The 17,457-nt window shown below is 40.6% G+C and carries 18 protein-coding genes and 1 pseudogene; 4 read left to right on the top strand and 15 right to left on the bottom strand.

Annotation, left to right across the window (positions count from 1 at the left end; genetic code table 11):
* Positions 1-31: 31 nt before the first annotated feature.
* From ACLNCP_RS01715 to parE, 5 genes and pseudogenes are all read right to left on the bottom strand, one after another.
* Positions 32-766, bottom strand: a complete 735-nt coding sequence (locus ACLNCP_RS01715) for a CPBP family intramembrane glutamic endopeptidase (protein WP_049543041.1) — start codon at positions 764-766, stop codon at positions 32-34.
* Positions 747-1,580 (bottom strand): aminoglycoside 6-adenylyltransferase, encoded by an 834-nt coding sequence (locus tag ACLNCP_RS01720; RefSeq protein ID WP_049543062.1) that lies wholly within the window; start codon positions 1,578-1,580, stop codon positions 747-749. Before ACLNCP_RS01720 ends, ACLNCP_RS01715 begins: the two co-directional genes overlap by 20 nt.
* A 16-nt stretch (positions 1,581-1,596) precedes the next feature.
* Positions 1,597-1,920: pseudogene (locus ACLNCP_RS01725) on the bottom strand (GNAT family N-acetyltransferase); the annotation flags it as partial.
* Between the two features lie 174 nt (positions 1,921-2,094).
* Positions 2,095-3,474, bottom strand: coding sequence for a hypothetical protein (locus tag ACLNCP_RS01730; RefSeq protein WP_173270332.1), 1,380 nt, complete (start codon positions 3,472-3,474; stop codon positions 2,095-2,097).
* A 46-nt stretch (positions 3,475-3,520) separates the two neighbouring features.
* Entirely contained in the window at positions 3,521-5,464 is a 1,944-nt protein-coding gene (gene parE, locus ACLNCP_RS01735; RefSeq protein ID WP_424843945.1) for a DNA topoisomerase IV subunit B, read from the bottom strand.
* Positions 5,465-5,599: 135 nt separating this feature from the next.
* Here parE and plsY point away from each other — a divergent pair, with 135 nt between their 5' ends.
* The gene (gene plsY, locus ACLNCP_RS01740; RefSeq protein WP_261029800.1) at positions 5,600-6,241 is read left to right on the top strand and encodes a glycerol-3-phosphate 1-O-acyltransferase PlsY; all 642 of its coding nucleotides are present in this window, start codon (positions 5,600-5,602) and stop codon (positions 6,239-6,241) included.
* A gap of 37 nt (positions 6,242-6,278) precedes the next feature.
* On the opposite strand, the gene ACLNCP_RS01745 is transcribed toward plsY, so the two are convergent.
* The 9 genes from ACLNCP_RS01745 to ACLNCP_RS01785 form a co-directional block, all read right to left on the bottom strand.
* Positions 6,279-7,235: an ABC transporter permease gene (locus ACLNCP_RS01745; protein ID WP_070527253.1), complete on the bottom strand. Its 957-nt coding sequence runs from the start codon at positions 7,233-7,235 to the stop codon at positions 6,279-6,281.
* Between the two features lie 2 nt (positions 7,236-7,237).
* Positions 7,238-8,296, bottom strand: a complete 1,059-nt coding sequence (locus ACLNCP_RS01750) for an ABC transporter permease (protein WP_023942990.1) — start codon at positions 8,294-8,296, stop codon at positions 7,238-7,240.
* On the bottom strand, positions 8,289-9,824 hold the full coding sequence (locus tag ACLNCP_RS01755; RefSeq protein WP_227325995.1) for an ABC transporter ATP-binding protein: 1,536 nt from the start codon (positions 9,822-9,824) through the stop codon (positions 8,289-8,291). The genes ACLNCP_RS01750 and ACLNCP_RS01755 overlap by 8 nt, the downstream gene beginning before the upstream one ends.
* Positions 9,825-9,966: 142 nt before the next feature.
* Positions 9,967-11,019 carry a BMP family lipoprotein gene (locus ACLNCP_RS01760; RefSeq protein WP_001036120.1) on the bottom strand — a complete coding sequence of 351 codons (1,053 nt, stop codon included), beginning with the start codon at positions 11,017-11,019 and terminating at the stop codon, positions 9,967-9,969.
* 89 nt (positions 11,020-11,108) lie between these two features.
* Positions 11,109-11,498: a cytidine deaminase gene (locus ACLNCP_RS01765; protein ID WP_000246088.1), complete on the bottom strand. Its 390-nt coding sequence runs from the start codon at positions 11,496-11,498 to the stop codon at positions 11,109-11,111.
* Positions 11,485-12,147, bottom strand: coding sequence for a deoxyribose-phosphate aldolase (deoC, locus tag ACLNCP_RS01770; RefSeq protein WP_265480662.1), 663 nt, complete (start codon positions 12,145-12,147; stop codon positions 11,485-11,487). The genes ACLNCP_RS01765 and deoC overlap by 14 nt, the downstream gene beginning before the upstream one ends.
* Positions 12,148-12,166: 19 nt before the next feature.
* Positions 12,167-13,444 carry a pyrimidine-nucleoside phosphorylase gene (locus ACLNCP_RS01775; RefSeq protein ID WP_424843946.1) on the bottom strand — a complete coding sequence of 426 codons (1,278 nt, stop codon included), beginning with the start codon at positions 13,442-13,444 and terminating at the stop codon, positions 12,167-12,169.
* Positions 13,441-14,031 carry a class I SAM-dependent methyltransferase gene (locus ACLNCP_RS01780; protein WP_424843947.1) on the bottom strand — a complete coding sequence of 197 codons (591 nt, stop codon included), beginning with the start codon at positions 14,029-14,031 and terminating at the stop codon, positions 13,441-13,443. Before ACLNCP_RS01780 ends, ACLNCP_RS01775 begins: the two co-directional genes overlap by 4 nt.
* Positions 14,032-14,236: 205 nt before the next feature.
* Entirely contained in the window at positions 14,237-14,641 is a 405-nt protein-coding gene (locus ACLNCP_RS01785; protein WP_000698112.1) for a hypothetical protein, read from the bottom strand.
* Positions 14,642-14,840: 199 nt separating this feature from the next.
* Between ACLNCP_RS01785 and coaA the strand changes: the two genes are divergently transcribed.
* The 3 genes from coaA (at position 14,841) to ACLNCP_RS01800 (ending at position 16,643) form a co-directional block, all read left to right on the top strand.
* The gene (coaA, locus tag ACLNCP_RS01790; RefSeq protein ID WP_004258795.1) at positions 14,841-15,761 is read left to right on the top strand and encodes a type I pantothenate kinase; all 921 of its coding nucleotides are present in this window, start codon (positions 14,841-14,843) and stop codon (positions 15,759-15,761) included.
* 67 nt (positions 15,762-15,828) lie between these two features.
* Entirely contained in the window at positions 15,829-16,065 is a 237-nt protein-coding gene (gene rpsT, locus ACLNCP_RS01795; protein ID WP_001274000.1) for a 30S ribosomal protein S20, read from the top strand.
* A gap of 53 nt (positions 16,066-16,118) precedes the next feature.
* Positions 16,119-16,643: a DNA topology modulation protein gene (locus ACLNCP_RS01800; RefSeq protein WP_424843948.1), complete on the top strand. Its 525-nt coding sequence runs from the start codon at positions 16,119-16,121 to the stop codon at positions 16,641-16,643.
* Positions 16,644-16,669: 26 nt separating this feature from the next.
* Here the strand turns inward: ACLNCP_RS01800 and deoD are convergent, their stop codons facing one another.
* Positions 16,670-17,380, bottom strand: coding sequence for a purine-nucleoside phosphorylase (gene deoD, locus ACLNCP_RS01805; RefSeq protein ID WP_049550868.1), 711 nt, complete (start codon positions 17,378-17,380; stop codon positions 16,670-16,672).
* Positions 17,381-17,457: the final 77 nt, after the last annotated feature.

Consider the following 17,457-nt stretch of genomic DNA (forward strand, 5'->3'; position numbering starts at 1 on the left):
TTATTGTAAAGTAAATCTATATTTTATAAATTTAACTGTTTCTTTGTAGGTAGTAAGAAAAGAAGAGCAATCCTACTAATCCTAGAATGAATAAAAGATTAATTTTAATAACAAATAAGCTAAGTAGGGTATTAATTAGGCCGTGAAAAATGGCGCAAAAAAGGACCGACTTAGTCTTTTTGAAAACAGCTGCTAGAAGAATACTGAGATAAATTGCAAATAGACTGAATAATATAAAAGGCATACCACTTTGGGAACTTCCAATCACAAACCATAAAGGTATATGCCATATTGCCCAAATACAACCTGTTATCAAACCGGAAATCCAAAAGGAGAATCTAGTTTCCAAAGTTGGTTGCAAGATGCCTCGCCATCCCAATTCTTCTTCGCCACCATAAACACAGACTGCACTCAAAAAAACAACAAACAAATTTCCTAGTGGAAAAGCCGGATTAAGCTCCTTAGATGAGAAAGCAATGACACCTGTTTGCACGAAAATTAGTAAAAGAAATAACAAAATATATTTCTTTGAGTCCCCTAAGATAAAAGAGACTATGCTTTTAATGGATTTTTGAGGCAAACAAGAAATTGCTGCAATGGTAGGACCGAAACCTCCTAGTAAATGGAGAAAAACTCCTAGTGGACTTGTTAGACTTAAGAGGTTCATTTGCGTCAGAAAAGCGAGCAATCCCCAACCAAATCCCCAAGAAATGAGAAAACTAATCAGTAAAAATTTTGTTATCTTATTATTTTGTAAATGTTTCATTTTTTTCGAGTCTCTCCTCAGCATACTGAATCATCTTCTCAGCCACTTCTTTTCCATACTTAAATCCCATCTTTTGAGCAAGACTTTGAGCTTCTTGATGGAAAAGTTGCATGGTAGCAAATAAAGACTGAGTGATTTTGTCTAAACTTGAGAAATCAAGAAGAGCAGAGAATTCCTTCTCCTTCTCAATTGGCAAGTAGTTGAAGAGATACTTGTAATTTTTACCAATGTCGACAACACCTCTATCACTTGCTACCTGCCAAGCTAAGATTTTCAAGAGTTCTTGCTGACAAATACCGTAGAGGTGGTCAGTCGCATGTATGACTTGCTTACGGCATATCCCTTTGACCACGTAGGCTGACACCCACCAAAATTCATTGCAGGATTTTACAAAATTCGTTTCAGTAGCTGGGCTTGTCCAGTAACGCTCTAGATTTTGAGAATAGGGTTCAAATAAATGTTCTGGATCTTCTAAAACAGTGAATCCTGCCTCACTATCCACCCACTCTTTGATGTGCTCTTTTGGGCAAAGAGTCAAATCGATACGGTTGCCGTCTTCAAAAAGCATAAGATTTAGACGACGATGGTCAAGAGCAACCTCTTGCTCAATAATGCGTTTGCCAAACTGGTCTAGCCAGGAAAGGTCACTCGTCAAATTATCTAAATCATCCACGACATAGACCACGTCATAGTCTTGAAATTCATCTTTCGGAGCATGATCATTTGTTCTAGAACCCGATAAAGCAACAGCATCGACTTTTAAACTTTCAGCTATTTGTAAAATCAGATTCATCATTTCTGTTTCAGTTCTCATGGGAATACCTGCCTTTTTAGTGAAAACTCTTGATTCTGTAAAGGATATGTCTATAAAGAGGACTGACTGCTGGAACTTTTTCATTATCAAATTCTTTGACAAATTCCATGCCTAGCTTTTGCATGACTTTTTGCGAAGGGAGATTGTACAAGGATGTAAAAGAGTAAACTTCTGACAAGCCAGCTTGCTGGAAAGCGAAGTCTAGACAGGCTTGGACAGCCTCCGTCTCATAACCACGATTCCAAAACTCTTTTCGCAAACGCCAGCCGATTTCTACAGCTTCTTTTCCAGCAAAAATCCGTAAATCCGAATGGTGCAGACCTACCAAGCCGATAAACTCCTAGTTGTCTAAGTCACTCAGGGACAAACTTTTTACTTCATATACTTTTTTCATTGTTCTTTTTGAATATTTTTGTGCCAGTCTCTCCCATGAGACAGACAAACTGACTTTTTTTCTGTCAGTCACTTTTTTAGGAAGATATTTTGGGGGAAGTGAGGTACGCAAGGGTATTTGTTAGTCAGTTTCTTCCCTAAGTAAAGAATACTCGCTAATTAGTGATAGTTTTTCTAATAATGAAAGTTGTTTTTCTCGTGATAGACCACAGAAATATTCCATGAAATCTTGCTCAATAATTTCAACTTTATCAATAGGGATTAAGTTATAAAACCACTCATCATTCTGTAAAATATTTTTAAAAAATAGAGTAGAAACTAACGACATCTCCGAAGTCCAAGGATAATCATAATCACTAATACGCTCCTCATTATATTTTAGCCATGATTTAATCCCATAAGAAATAACAAATTGAACTTGGTTGTCTCTGTAATGTGTCATACCATACTTCTGTTTATGTGTTACAGCTTTTTTTACTCCCTGATATAATATACAGTAGACTTTTGACGGCGAATATTCAAATAAAAGATTTTTAATTTCTGTTTTTATAAGTTGCTTAGCCTTATTTTCATCTTTCTCGCTATACCCTGAAGAATATTCAAAATGAAATTCCTCCCTAAATTGATAGTCAAATAGTTTAAACAATTCTTTTTCAGCCAACTCTAACCACAGTTGATTTATTTCAGTCTCAGTAAATTTAAGATTTGTTAAAAACTTAAAATTTGAAAACCAGTGTTCATCTTTCTCTGAATAAACATTTTTTAAATTTTGAAAAGAGAAACGTACTCTTGTCTTATAAAACACATTTGGAAATTTTTCATTTGCAAATTTGGGGTCTTGTTTAATTTCTTTATTACTACAAAATGCAGTTGTAGAGCTTCTTGGGGATATTTCTAAAATATTCTTTTCTTTCAGAAAGTATATTTCATCAATGGGATAATTACCATCAAAAAACATTTGTGGTAATTTTTGATTTTTGATTTCCGAGAAAGAAGGAATATCAAATTCATCTTCACTAATATTAAATCCCTGTAAAATAGTTGATAAATATAGCTGCTCTCGTAGCCCAAACCCGGATATATATCGAATTTCTTCAAGAAAATAAGTGTCCAGTATTTTTCGACGCTTTTCTTTTGAACAATAATCACAAGAGCAGTCATCATCATTATTTTTATGCCCACAACTGAAGCATCTATTGTCTTGAACGAAATAGTTATCTAACTGGTCATTATTAACTAGCTTGTCATAATCCTTTTTTGTCGGTAGTTGGATGTATTTTTCTTCACCACATATCTCACAAATAAACGAAGTAGAAACTTTTGGAAATTCTTTTCTTAAATTAGATGCTATAGTATGAATAGAATATTTTTTAATAATTTCGTTAAGTTTTAAATTGTTTTGATAGTAATCAATAAGAATATTTTTTACTACCTCATCAGTAAATCCCGATAACACATCACCTTTTGTGCTATAGTCAATATTCCTCAAAAATTTAATCATAAATTTCTCCTCGTTTACGGCTATCACTCTTAATCTTACTAAATCATTAAAACACTGTCGCTTCTTCCAGCGTAAACTTGACATTATCTTCAATCCACTTACGTCGTGGTTCGACCTTGTCTCCCATAAGGACATTGACGCGACGTTCGGCGCGAGCCAGATCTTCAATGGTGACACGGATAAGGGTACGGGTTTCTGGATTCATGGTTGTTTCCCAGAGCTGGTCCGCATTCATCTCACCAAGCCCTTTATAGCGTTGGAGGGTAGCGCCTTTACCGAGCTGCTTGCGGAGTTCTTCAAGTTCTCCGTCTGTCCAAGCGTAGGCCACTTCTTCTTTCTTGCCTTTTCCTTTGGACATCTTGTAAAGAGGCGGAAGGGCAATATAGACATGTCCCGCCTCAACTAGCGGACGCATGTAGCGGTAGAAAAATGTCAAGAGTAAAGTCTGAATGTGGGCACCGTCTGTATCCGCATCGGTCATGATAATGATCTTGTCATAGTTGGCATCTTCAAGGGAGAAGTCTGCTCCGACACCCGCACCGATGGTATAAATCATGGTGTTAATTTCTTCATTTTTGAGGATATCCGCCATCTTGGCCTTGGCTGTATTGATAACCTTACCACGAAGAGGTAGAATAGCCTGGAACTTGCGGTCACGGCCTTGTTTGGCAGAACCTCCGGCAGAATCTCCCTCGACTAGATAGAGTTCATTCTTAGCTGGATTCTTAGACTGGGCTGGGGTTAATTTCCCAGACAACAAGCCCTTGTCTTTTTTATTTTTCTTCCCATTTCGGCTCTCATCACGCGCCTTGCGGGCCGCTTCACGAGCATCACGCGCCTTGATAGCCTTGCGGATAAGGTTAGCAGCTAGTTCTCCGTTTTCCATAAGGAAGAAGGTCAACTTATCAGCCACTATTCCATCCACAACCGGACGAGCTAGTGGGCTTCCAAGTTTGTCCTTGGTCTGACCTTCAAACTGCAAATGTTCTTCAGGTACCAAGATAGAAAGAACGGCTGCTAGTCCTTCACGATAGTCTGACCCTTCAAGGTTTTTATCTTTTTCCTTGAGAAGCCCCGTCTTACGCGCATAGTCATTCATAACCTTGGTGATAGCAGACTTGAGACCTGTCTCGTGCGTTCCACCGTCCTTGGTGCGAACGTTATTGACAAAGGATAGAATGTTATCTGAAAATCCGTCATTGTACTGGAGGGCCACTTCCACTTGGAAACCATTGTCTTCCCCTTCAAAGTAAAGAACTGGCGTTAAGGTCTCCTTGTCTTCGTTGAGGTAAGAAACAAAGTCTTGTACCCCATTTTCATAGTGGAATTCAATCGCTTCGTCTGTTCGTTTATCAGTCAAAGACAAGGTCACATTTTTCAAGAGAAAGGCTGATTCATTAAGACGCTCTGAGATGGTATTGTACTTGAAATCTGTCGTAGAAAAGATCGTCGCATCTGGCATGAAGGTCACTTTGGTACCTGTCTTAGACTTGGGTGCTGTACCGATTTTCTTCAGAGTCGTGACAGGTTTTCCACCATTTTCAAAACGTTGCTTATAGATTGCCCCATCACGGGTAATTTCAACTTCCAGCCAACTTGAAAGAGCGTTAACAACGGAAGAACCCACCCCGTGGAGACCACCAGATGTCTTGTAGCCACCCTGACCGAATTTCCCTCCGGCGTGAAGAATGGTAAAGATAACCTCAACTGTTGGGATTCCCATCGCGTGCATTCCAGTCGGCATCCCACGTCCGTGGTCTTGAACCGTTAAACTGCCGTCTTTATTAATGGTCACATCAATACGGTCACCAAATCCAGACAAGGCTTCATCGACAGCATTATCGACGATTTCCCAGACTAGGTGGTGGAGCCCAGCGCCATCGGTCGATCCGATATACATCCCTGGACGTTTTCGGACCGCATCCAACCCTTCTAGCACCTGAATGGCATCATCATTATAATTGTTAATATTGATTTCCTTTTTTGACACAAGGAACCTCCTATTCGTTCATCTTTACTATTCTACAGGTTTTCCAAGGATTTTGCAAAATTTTTCTTTCTCCGGTGTGACAATTTCAGAAGAGATTCTCTGCCTTTCTTCTCCATTTCATGATATAATAGGAGTATGATTACAATAGTTTTATTAATCCTAGCTTATCTGCTGGGTTCGATTCCGTCTGGTCTCTGGATTGGACAAGTATTCTTTCAAATCAATCTGCGCGAGCATGGTTCTGGTAACACTGGAACGACCAATACCTTCCGCATTTTAGGCAAGAAAGCTGGTATGGCAACCTTTGTGATTGACTTTTTCAAAGGAACCCTAGCAACACTTCTTCCGATTATGTTTCATCTGCAAGGTGTTTCGCCTCTCATCTTTGGACTTTTGGCTGTTATTGGACATACCTTCCCTATCTTTGCAGGATTTAAGGGTGGAAAGGCTGTCGCAACCAGTGCAGGAGTGGTTTTCGGATTTGCGCCTGTCTTCTGTCTCTACCTAGCAGTTGTTTTCTTTGGAACCCTCTATCTTGGTAGTATGATTTCACTATCTAGTGTCACAGCATCTATCGCGGCTGTCATTGGAGTTCTACTCTTTCCACTTTTTGGTTTTATCCTGAGCAACTATGATCCTCTCTTCATCGCTATTATCCTAGCACTTGCTAGTTTGATTATCATTCGGCATAAGGATAATATCACACGTATCCAGAATAAGACTGAAAATCTTGTCCCTTGGGGATTAAACTTAACCCATCAAAATTCTAAAAAATAAACGCCAGTTTGAACAGAACTGACGTTTTTTTGTATACTTATTTTGATTTGATATAGTTAATACCATCTGCTTTTGGTGCAACTGCTTTTCCAAAGAAGGCTGCCAAGACAAGAATTGTCAAGACATAAGGTGCGATTTGAAGATAAACTGTTGGCACACCTTGTAGGAACGGCAATTGAGAACCGATAACAGCCAAACTTTGTGAAAGTCCAAAGAAAAGACTAGATAGCATAGCTCCGATTGGATTCCATTTCCCAAAGATCATCGCAGCAAGAGCGATAAATCCAGGTCCAACAATAGTTGTCACTGAGAAGTTAACTGAGATGGATTGAGCATAAATCGCTCCGCCAATTCCACCTAGGAAACCTGAAATAATAACTCCAAAATATCTCATCTTGTAGACATTGATTCCCAAGGTATCCGCTGCTTGAGGGTGTTCACCGACAGAGCGAAGACGAAGACCAAATCGAGTCTTGAAGAGGATAAACCAAGCAAGGAATGAGAAGGCAATGGCCAGATAACCAAGTAGACTAGTTGACTTGAAGAAAATATCACCGATAACTGGGATATTTGCCAAGACTGGGAAGTCAAAGCGTCCAAAAGTCTGACTTAGGTTGTCGGTTTGTCCTTTGTTATAAAGAACTTTTACCAAGAAAACAGCCAAGGCAGGCGCCATCAAGTTCAAAACCGTACCGCTGACAACATGGTCTGCACGGAAATGAACCGTCGCTGCCGCGTGGATAATAGAGAATAGACCACCAACCAATCCTGCTACAAGCAAGGATAGCCATGGAGTTGCTGCTCCAAATTGTTCTGCAAATTCAAGGTTAAAGACAACTCCAGAAAAGGCACCCATAACCATAATTCCTTCAAGGCCGACGTTTACGACACCACCACGTTCAGAGAAAACACCACCAATACTTGTAAAGATGAGGGGCGCTGAGTAAATCAGCATAGAAGACACCAAGAGGGTGAGCAAGGTTGTAATAGACATCTTTACTTACCTCCTTTAACTTGTTTTTTCGGTTTGACAAAGCGTTCGATAAGGTAATGAACACTGACAAAGAAGATAATAGACGCTGTTACAATGCTGACAAGCTCAGACGGTACCTGCGCCGCATTCATACCAGGGGCTCCAACTTGGAGAACACCAAATAGGAAGGCTGCAAAGAGAATACCAATTGGTGAGTTGGCCGCAAGCAGACTAACCGCCATACCGTTAAATCCAACAGCTAAAGATGCCCCTTGAACATAGACGTTCTGGAAGGTTCCAAGTCCTTCAACAGCTCCACCAAGACCTGCCAAGGCACCTGAAATAATCATTGAGAGGATAATCGTTCTTTTTGCAGAAATACCAGCATATTCTGAAGCATGTGGATTAAGACCAACCGCACGGATTTCAAAACCAAGGGTTGTTTTCTTGAGCATGAACCAAATAACTGCAACGGCAATGATGGCAAAGAAAATACCAATATTCATCCGCGAATTACCAGTCAACTCAGCCAACCAAGGTGTCTGATAGGTTGCATTAGCCCCAACACGAATGGTCGAATCTGTACTTTGCATAAAGTCTTTAGGGAAGGCATGGATAAAGGCATTCCCTACATACAATACGATGTAGTTCATCATGATGGTTACGATAACCTCTGACGTCCCTAGATAGGCTCTAAGAATACCTGGAATCGCTCCGACAATCCCACCAGCAATCAGGGCAATCACGATAGTTGCTAAAATCATCAAAGGACGTGGCATATCTGGATGAGACAAGGCAAACCAACCACTGAGAATCCAACCTGCCAAAGCCTGACCAGGAAGCCCGACGTTAAAGAAACCTGCGCGACTGGCAACGGCAAAACCCAGACCAATCAAGACCAAAGGCCCCATAGCACGGAAGATTTCCCCAATCCCGCGTAGACTACCAAAGGCTGTATAGAACAATTCTTCATAGCCCCAAATAGCATCATAGCCGAAGATCCACATGACAATGGCTCCAAGTAAAATTCCAAGGAATACAGAAATCAAGGGAACCGAAATTTGTTGTAATTTTTTAGACATCACTCTTCTCCTTTCCCAAGTTTCCACCAGCCATCAAGACACCAAGTTCTTGTTTATTGGTTGTTTCTGGTGATACAATACCTTGAATCTTACCATCGTGGATAACGGCAATACGGTCTGAGACGTTTAAAATCTCATCCAATTCAAAGCTGACAACAAGGACAGCCTTGCCATTATCACGCTCTTCAATCAAGCGCTTGTGGATATATTCAATGGCACCGACATCCAACCCACGAGTTGGCTGGCTGACGATAAGGAGATCAGGATCACGATCAATTTCACGAGCAATAATTGCTTTTTGTTGATTTCCTCCTGAGAGTGCAGCTGCAGGAACAAATTCATTTGCAGCACGAACATCAAACTCTTCCATTAGCTTTTTAGCATAAGAAGTAATATTTGAATAGTTCAAAATTCCATTTTTACTATGTGGTTCTTTGTAGTAGGTTTGAAGGGCAATATTTTCAGAGATCATCATTTCTAAAATCAAACCATCACGGTGACGGTCTTCTGGAACGTGCCCAACACTCAACTCTGTAATCTGACGTGGGTGTAAGCCTACAATTGAATCTCCTTTTAGCTCAATGCTACCAGATTCAACCTTGCGAAGACCTGTAATGGCTTGAATCAGTTCAGACTGACCATTTCCATCAATCCCCGCAATCCCAACAATCTCTCCAGAACGAACATCCAAGGACAGATTTTTAACAGCTGGAACACCGCGGTTTTCATTGACCACCAAGTCTTTAATAGACAAGACCACTTCTTTTGGTTGAGAGGCTTGTTTCTCTGTTTTAAAGGAAACAGAACGTCCTACCATCATTTCTGCCAAATCAGCATTGGTAGCCCCTGCGATTTCGACAGTTTCAATTGATTTCCCACGACGGATAACTGTAACGCGGTCAGAAACTGCACGAATCTCGTCCAACTTGTGGGTAATCAAGATAATTGATTTCCCTTCTTTGACAAGATTTTTCAAAATAGCCATCAACTCATCAATTTCTGATGGAGTCAAGACAGCCGTTGGTTCGTCAAAGATAAGAATATCAGCCCCACGATAAAGGGTTTTTAAAATTTCTACACGTTGTTGGGCTCCAACTGAGATATCTGCCACCTTGGCAGAAGGGTCAACAGCTAAGCCATAACGTTCAGAAAGAGCCTTGATTTCTTTGCTAGCTCCAGCGATATCTAGCACACCATTTTTAGTCAATTCACTACCTAAAATGATGTTTTCAGCCACTGTGAAGGCTTCTACCAACATAAAGTGCTGGTGAACCATTCCGATTCCCAAGCCAGCTGCTTTAGATGGGGAGTCAAGGTTGACAACTTGACCGTTGACCGCGATTTCACCACTAGTTGGTTCAAGAAGGCCTGCTAACATGTTCATGAGCGTGGACTTACCAGCCCCATTTTCTCCTAAAAGTGCATGAATTTCACCTTTTCGTAGGTGCAGGTTGATTTTGTCGTTGGCAACAAATTCACCAAACACCTTGGTAATATCACGCATCTCAATGACATTTTCGTGTGCCATGTGCTCTTCCTTTCAGAGTCTTATTTTATTTCAATAAAACTTGCTAGTTTGTCTAGTAGCAAGCTTTACTGAGACAAAATGACTTTGTCTCAACTCTTAAAAAGCGGCCGAGGACCGCTTCCTAAGAAATGACTTCCATCCATTATTTTGCAGGAACTTTTACGCTTCCATCAAGGATTTTAGCTTTAGCATCTTCGACAGCTTTTTTACCTTCTTCTGAAAGGTTTGTTACTGCCAAGTCAACCCCTTTATCTTTCAATGAGTAAACGATTACTTGACCGCCAGGGAATTCACCTTTTTCTGCCTTGTTAGAAATATCTTTTACAGTTGTACCAACTTGTTTCAAAGTAGATACAAGAACAAAGTTTGATTCTTTACCATCTTTAGAAGTGTATTTACCTTCTGCTTCTTGGTCACGGTCAACACCGATAACCCAAACTTTTTCATTTTCAGGACGGCTTTCGTTAAGTGATTTTGCTTCTGCAAAGACACCTGCACCTGTACCACCAGCTACTTGGTAAACAATATCTGCACCAGCTGCGTATTGTGCGGCTGCAATTGTTTTACCTTTAGCAGCATCACCAAATGAACCAGCGTAGTCAACTTGTACTTTGATAGATGGGTCTACTGAGGCAACACCAGCCTTGAAACCAGCTTCAAAACGAGAGATAACTTCTGATTCCTGCCCACCTACAAAACCAACTTGTTTTGTCTTAGTTGTTTTAGCTGCTGCAACACCTGCGAGGTAACCTGACTCATTATCAGCGAAAGTTACACTAGCAACATTCTTTTTATCTTTAATCACATCATCAATCAAGACATAGTTCAAGTCAGAATGTTCTTTAGCTGCTTCTTCAACCGCATTGTGAAGGGCAAAACCAACACCGAAGATTAGGTTGTAACTTCCAGCCGCTTGTTGCAAGTTGTTAGCGTAGTCAGCTTCACTTGTTGATTGGAAGTAAGTGAAACCGTTATCTTTTGAAAGATTGTGTTCTTTACCCCAAGCCTGCAAACCTTCCCAAGCTGATTGGTTGAATGATTTGTCATCAACACCACCAGTATCAGTGACGATTGCTGCTTTTGTCTTCACATCAGAAGATGAAGCTGCCTTACGAGAAGAGCGGTTACCACATGCAGCAAGTCCAACTGCTGCCACTGCAACTAGACCAAGGCCTAGCCATTGTTTCTTGTTCATTACTGAACCTCCTAAATAAGATGTGCAACGATGTTGCAAATATGGATTGGTTGGCCACAAGGACCGTGCCACTCAGAGAGCGACTCAGACTAGTTTAAGTCTGTAAAAGAATATGGAAGTAACTCCCCGACCGTCATCTCGACCGTCGATTTATCTTTTGCGACTAAGGTCACTTTTAGATCTTGTTCAAAAAATTCGACCATTACTTGGCGACAAGCACCACATGGTGAAATCGGTTTTTCAGTCTGTCCATAGACAATCAATTCTGAAAACTCTCTTTGTCCTTCAGATATAGCCTTAAAAATGGCTGTTCTCTCACCGCAATTGGTCAAAGGATAGCTAGCATTTTCGATATTCACTCCTGTGTAAACACTTCCGTCTTTTGCCACTAAAACTGCTCCGATAGGAAAGTGAGAATAGGGGACATAGGCATGTTTGCTGGTTTCAATTGCCAGTTCAATCAACTCAGTAGTCGCCATCTGCCAATTCTCCTTTTAAAATGGCTACCCCAGCTGAAGTTCCGATACGGGTCGCCCCTGCTTCCACAAATGCAAGAGCATCTGCATAAGAACGAGCTCCACCAGCAGCCTTGACACCCATATCAGGACCAACTGTTTCACGCATTAATGTAACATCTGCTACCGTAGCACCACCAGTTGAAAAGCCAGTAGATGTTTTGACAAAGTCAGCTCCTGCTTTTTGAGCTAATTGGCAAGCCACAACTTTTTCTTGGTCGGTCAGAAGGCAAGCTTCAATAATGACTTTCACTAACTTGTCACCACTTGCTTCCGCGACTGCGCGAATATCTGACTCAACCAAATCAAGATTACCTGTTTTGAGAGCTCCAACATTGATCACCATATCAATCTCGTCTGCACCATTTTGAATAGCTTCTTTGGTTTCAAAAGCTTTCACAGCTGAAGTTGTTGCTCCCAAAGGGAAACCTACTACTGTGCAGACCTTGACATCGGTGCCTTCAAGCCCTTTTTTAGCATGTTCGACCCAGGTCGGATTAACGCAAACACTGGCAAAATCATACTCTCTAGCTTCAGACAACAAACAATTAATTTGATTTTCTGTTGCATCTTGTTTTAAAAGCGTATGATCGATATATTTATTTAATTTCATATTCGGATTCTCCTGAGGTTTATGAGATAATTTCTATAATTTCTCGTAAACTTTGCACCCTATCATTTATTTTAACATATTTTTGAAAATCTGTAACTAGCTGAGGAGAAATTTTTCCATTTGTGTATACTTTTGCAACAATTTCCCCCTTTTGAACGGAGTCTCCAACTTTCTTTTCAAAAACAATTCCTGTTTCATAGTCCAAGGCATCAGACTTGACTGCACGGCCTGCCCCCAGTCTCATGGCATAAAGCCCAAATTCCATTGCTGGGAGAGCTGAAATGACACCCGTTTCCTGAGCAGGGATTTCCACCACATAGGCCACATTGACAGGACGATAGAGGTCTTCCAAGTCTCCACCTTGGGCTTGGATCATCTCCTCAAACTTAGCCAGTGCTTGACCATTTTCAAGATGTTGGCGAACTTCTTCAACTGTTTTATTTACATTTGCCAAACCAAGCATAATTTGAGCCAATTCACAGATGAAGTGGGTAATATCCTGACGACCTTGCCCTTGTAAAATCTCCAGTGCTTCAAGGATTTCAAGGCGATTTCCAATAGCACGTCCCAAGGGCTGACTCATATCCGTAATGACTGCTACCGTCTTTCGACCAACTGCCTTACCAAGTTCCACCATAGTTTGAGCCAGTTCACGCGCCTCATCAACCGTCTTCATGAAGGCCCCCTCACCGACAGTCACGTCTAGCAAAATAGCATCCGCCCCTGCCGCAATTTTCTTGCTCATCACCGAACTCGCAATCAAAGGAATCGTGTCGACAGTTGCGGTTACATCACGGAGGGCGTAGAGAAGCTTATCTGCTTTGACCAGCTGGTCTGATTGCCCAATGACAGATACACCAATGTCCTGTACCTGACGAATAAAATCCTCTTGACTACGTTCTACTTGATAACCCTTAATGGACTCCAACTTATCAATTGTTCCGCCAGTATGGCCGAGACCACGACCACTCATTTTTGCCACAGGTACACCGAAGCTAGCAACAAGAGGAGCTAAAATCAAAGTCACCTTGTCACCAACACCCCCAGTAGAATGCTTGTCAACCTTAACCCCATCAATAGCGGATAAATCAAACTCTTGGCCTGTCTGAACCATTCTCATGGTCAAATCAGATATTTCTCGAGTCGTCATTCCTTTGAAATAGACAGCCATAGCAAAGGCAGACATCTGATAATCAGGAACAGTTCCTGACACATAGCCTTCTACCAGCCATTCAATTTCACTCGAAGTCAGCTCTTGACCATCTCGTTTCTTTTGGATTAAATCAACTGCTCTCATTCTTTCACACTTCTAAGGATATAGTATCCCTTATCTTTTTTGACGATTTCACAATTGCCAAACACTTCCTCCATCTTTGACTTGGCGCTTGGGGCCCCTTGTTTCTTCTGGATAACGATTGTTAAATCTCCACCAGTTTCCAAGAAATCTTTACTTTTCTCAATGATTTCATGAACCACTTGCTTGCCCGCACGGATAGGAGGATTGGAAATGACATGGTCAAATTCCCCTTCAACTTGTTCATAGATGTTGGACTGGAAAATCGTCGCTTCTACTTTATTTCGTTCAGCATTTTGTCGCGCCAAATCCAAGGCACGATTATTGATATCAACCATGGTCGCCTGAACCCCATAAGCCTTAGCCAAGGATAAGCCCAAAGGCCCATAACCACAGCCTACATCAAGGACAGTTTCTCCTTGGTTGACCTCTAGACACTTGAGCAAGAGTTGACTGCCAAAGTCAACCATTTTCTTGCTAAAAACACCCGCATCCGTCAAAAAGGTCATTTTTTCTCCCAATAAGTCCACTCTCAACTCATGAATGTCGTGAGCAGCGTCAGGATTTTCTGCATAATACATTTTACTCATGAAACTATTTTACCATAATTTGACTTAAATTGTAAATCGTTTACAAATTGATAATAAAACGAAAAAGACTGAAGAAAGCTAGTAAGTAAAACATTTTCTTCAATCTCTTTAAACACTTATAAATAATAAGCCATTTAGAACTAGAAATATCATAATTAGGATATAACAAAATGTTTATCATCTATAATTAGGCGCATTCTTATTACTATTGCTTAACCTTCAGATACTTAATTATCAACAAAATTCCCAACAGGATGTTTAGATAAAAGCCCAACTGATACGTTTTTGTCAGGATTTCCCAACTTGTCCAAAGTCGTACCAAATCTTCTAGCGACATGCGGAAGAAATAACCCTCTGTAGCAATCCATAGAACTAAAAAGAAATAACTACCAGCAGCAAGCCATTTCGTCCACCGTTTTTTTAGTAGGCAAGCAATCAAGAGCGAACAGATAAAGATAGCTGTTACAATAGCATGTTCCATCAAAAAAGTAAAACCGTAATAGATTTCCACAAAGCGTCTACCATTATCCGCATTCGCCCCTTTTATAAAAGGTAGTGCAAAACTTAAAATAAAACAGAGTTCCAGTATATAACTTTTTAAGATTTTCATAGTACACCTCCTATAAATTGTGAATCCCAAAGCCCCCTTTATTGGCTTATAAGTCAGGAGAAAGTAGCTCCTACCTCATCAATAAATTGGTCAACCCTATCTACTTCTATTATACGATATTGGTTTACTATCATCAAGAAACCACTTTATTTTTTTAGCTTTTTATGGTATGATAAACAAAATATCTAGGGGAAAACAAATGACCAACGAATTTTTACATTTTGAAAAAATCAGCCGCCAGACTTGGCAATCGTTACATAGAAAAACCACACCTCCTTTGACAGAAGAGGAATTAGAATCCATCAAGAGTTTTAATGACCAGATTAGCTTGCAGGATGTTACCGATGTCTATCTCCCCCTAGCCCATCTCATCCAGATTTACAAGCGTACCAAGGATGATTTGGCCTTTTCAAAAGGGATTTTCCTTCAACGTGAAAGCAAATCCCAGCCTTTTATCATTGGGGTTTCTGGGAGTGTTGCCGTTGGAAAATCCACAACCAGTCGCCTACTTCAAATCCTACTGTCCCGTACCCTTACAGATGCTACGGTTGAGTTGGTAACAACTGACGGCTTTCTCTATCCCAACCAGACCTTGATTGAACAAGGGATTTTAAATCGCAAGGGATTTCCTGAAAGCTATGATATGGAAGCTCTTCTCAACTTCCTGGATCACATCAAAAATGGACAAGATGTAGATATTCCTGTCTATTCTCATGAAGTCTACGACATCGTACCCGAGGAAAAGCAAAGCGTCAAAGCTGCTGATTTTGTCATTGTTGAAGGAATAAATGTCTTTCAAAATCCACAAAACGAGCGTCTCTACATTACTGACTTCTTTGACTTTTCCATCTATGTCGATGCTGCAGTCGATGACATCGAGAGTTGGTATCTGGACCGTTTCTTGAAAATGCTGAGCCTAGCCCAAAACGATCCTGATAGCTACTATTATCGTTTTACACAAATGCCGATTGGGGAAGTGGAATCCTTTGCCCATCAGGTCTGGACCAGTATCAATCTCACAAATCTACAAAATTATATTGAACCAACTAGAAATCGTGCAGAAGTGATTCTTCATAAAACAAAGAACCATGAAATCGATGAAATTTACTTAAAAAAATAATTTTCCCTTGTCAAAACGTAAGTTTTCAGATATAATGGTATAGTTAGTAAATATGGAGGTAAGAACATTGGCAAACATTAAATCAGCTATCAAACGCGCTGAATTGAACGTTAAACAAAACGAAAAGAACTCAGCTCAAAAATCAGCTATGCGTACTGCTATCAAAGCTTTCGAAGCAAACCCATCTGAAGAACTTTTCCGTGCTGCTAGCTCAGCTATCGATAAAGCAGAAACTAAAGGTTTGATTCACAAAAACAAAGCAAGTCGCGACAAAGCTCGTCTTTCAGCTAAACTTGCTAAATAAGAAACAGTCCATAGAGGCTGTTTTTTTGTCTCCAAATAGGAAAAAGGTAGGAAATGAAAATCGCAATTATCGGATATTCTGGTGCTGGTAAGTCAACTCTAGCTAAAAAGTTGTCTCACTGCTACTCCATCCCCAAACTTCACATGGACACGCTCCAATTTCAACCTGGTTGGCAAGACAGTGACCGCGAATGGATGTTGACAGAGATGAAAAACTTTCTCACCAAGCATGAAGCTTGGGTTATTGATGGAAATTATTCTTGGTGTTTCTATGAGGAAAGAATGCAGGATGCTGACCAAATCATCTTTCTTAATTTTTCGCCATTGACCTGTCTCTTTCGAGCCTTTAAACGATACCTCAAATACCGAGGCAAGGTCAGAGAAAGTATGGCAGTTGGTTGTCAAGAACAATTTAATTGGGAATTTATCAGATGGATTCTCTGGGATGGACGGACTAAAGCTCAAAAAGAGAATTACCAAAAACTTTGCCAAGAATACTCACATAAAGTCACTATTCTTCGAAACCAAAGAGAGCTAGATCAATTTCTAGATAAGAAAAGGAAGTCCTCCAATTCATAAAGAAGGGCTTCCTTTTTTGGCTATAATTATTCTGCAATCAAGGTTTCCAAACCAACCTTCATCATATCAGTGAAGGTATTTTGACGTTCTTCTGCAGTCGTGTCTTCATCTGGATTGACCAAACTATCAGAAATAGTCATGATAGCAAGCGCGTCAACATGGTGTTGGGCTGCCAGATAGTAAAGGGCTGCTGCTTCCATTTCCACAGCCTTGACCCCCCATTTACCAAGCTCGATATTCTTTTCAAAGTAGTTTGAGTAAAAGACATCAGATGACAAAACGTTCCCAACGTGGGTTGTCATACCAAGTTCTTTAGCGATATGGTAGGCCTTGTCCAGCAAATCAAAGCTAGCAATTTGTGGGAAATCGTACTGTGGCCAGTCATTGCGGATGATGTTAGAGTTGGTTGCAGCTGCTTGCGCCAAAACCAATTCACGAACGTGAACATCTTCATTCAAAGAACCTGCAGTTCCCACACGAATCAATTTCTTCACACCGTAGTCAACAATCAACTCACGCGCATAAATCGAAATAGATGGCATCCCCATCCCAGTTCCCATAACTGATACACGGTGACCACTGTAAGTACCAGTGTAACCAAACATGTTACGCACTTCGTTAAAACAAACAGCATCTTCAAGGAAGTTCTCCGCAATAAACTTAGCACGAAGAGGATCCCCAGGAAGAAGAATTTTATCAGCAATTTCACCCTGCTGAGCAGCAATATGGATAGACATAATATAAGATACCAAACCCGTCAAAAAGCAAAGGGAAAATAGGAGTTGGGTGCAGTGAGCGATGCTCGCTAGACCAA

The organism is Streptococcus sp. CL6.35 (genome assembly GCF_049737915.1).
GTDB lineage: Bacteria > Bacillota > Bacilli > Lactobacillales > Streptococcaceae > Streptococcus.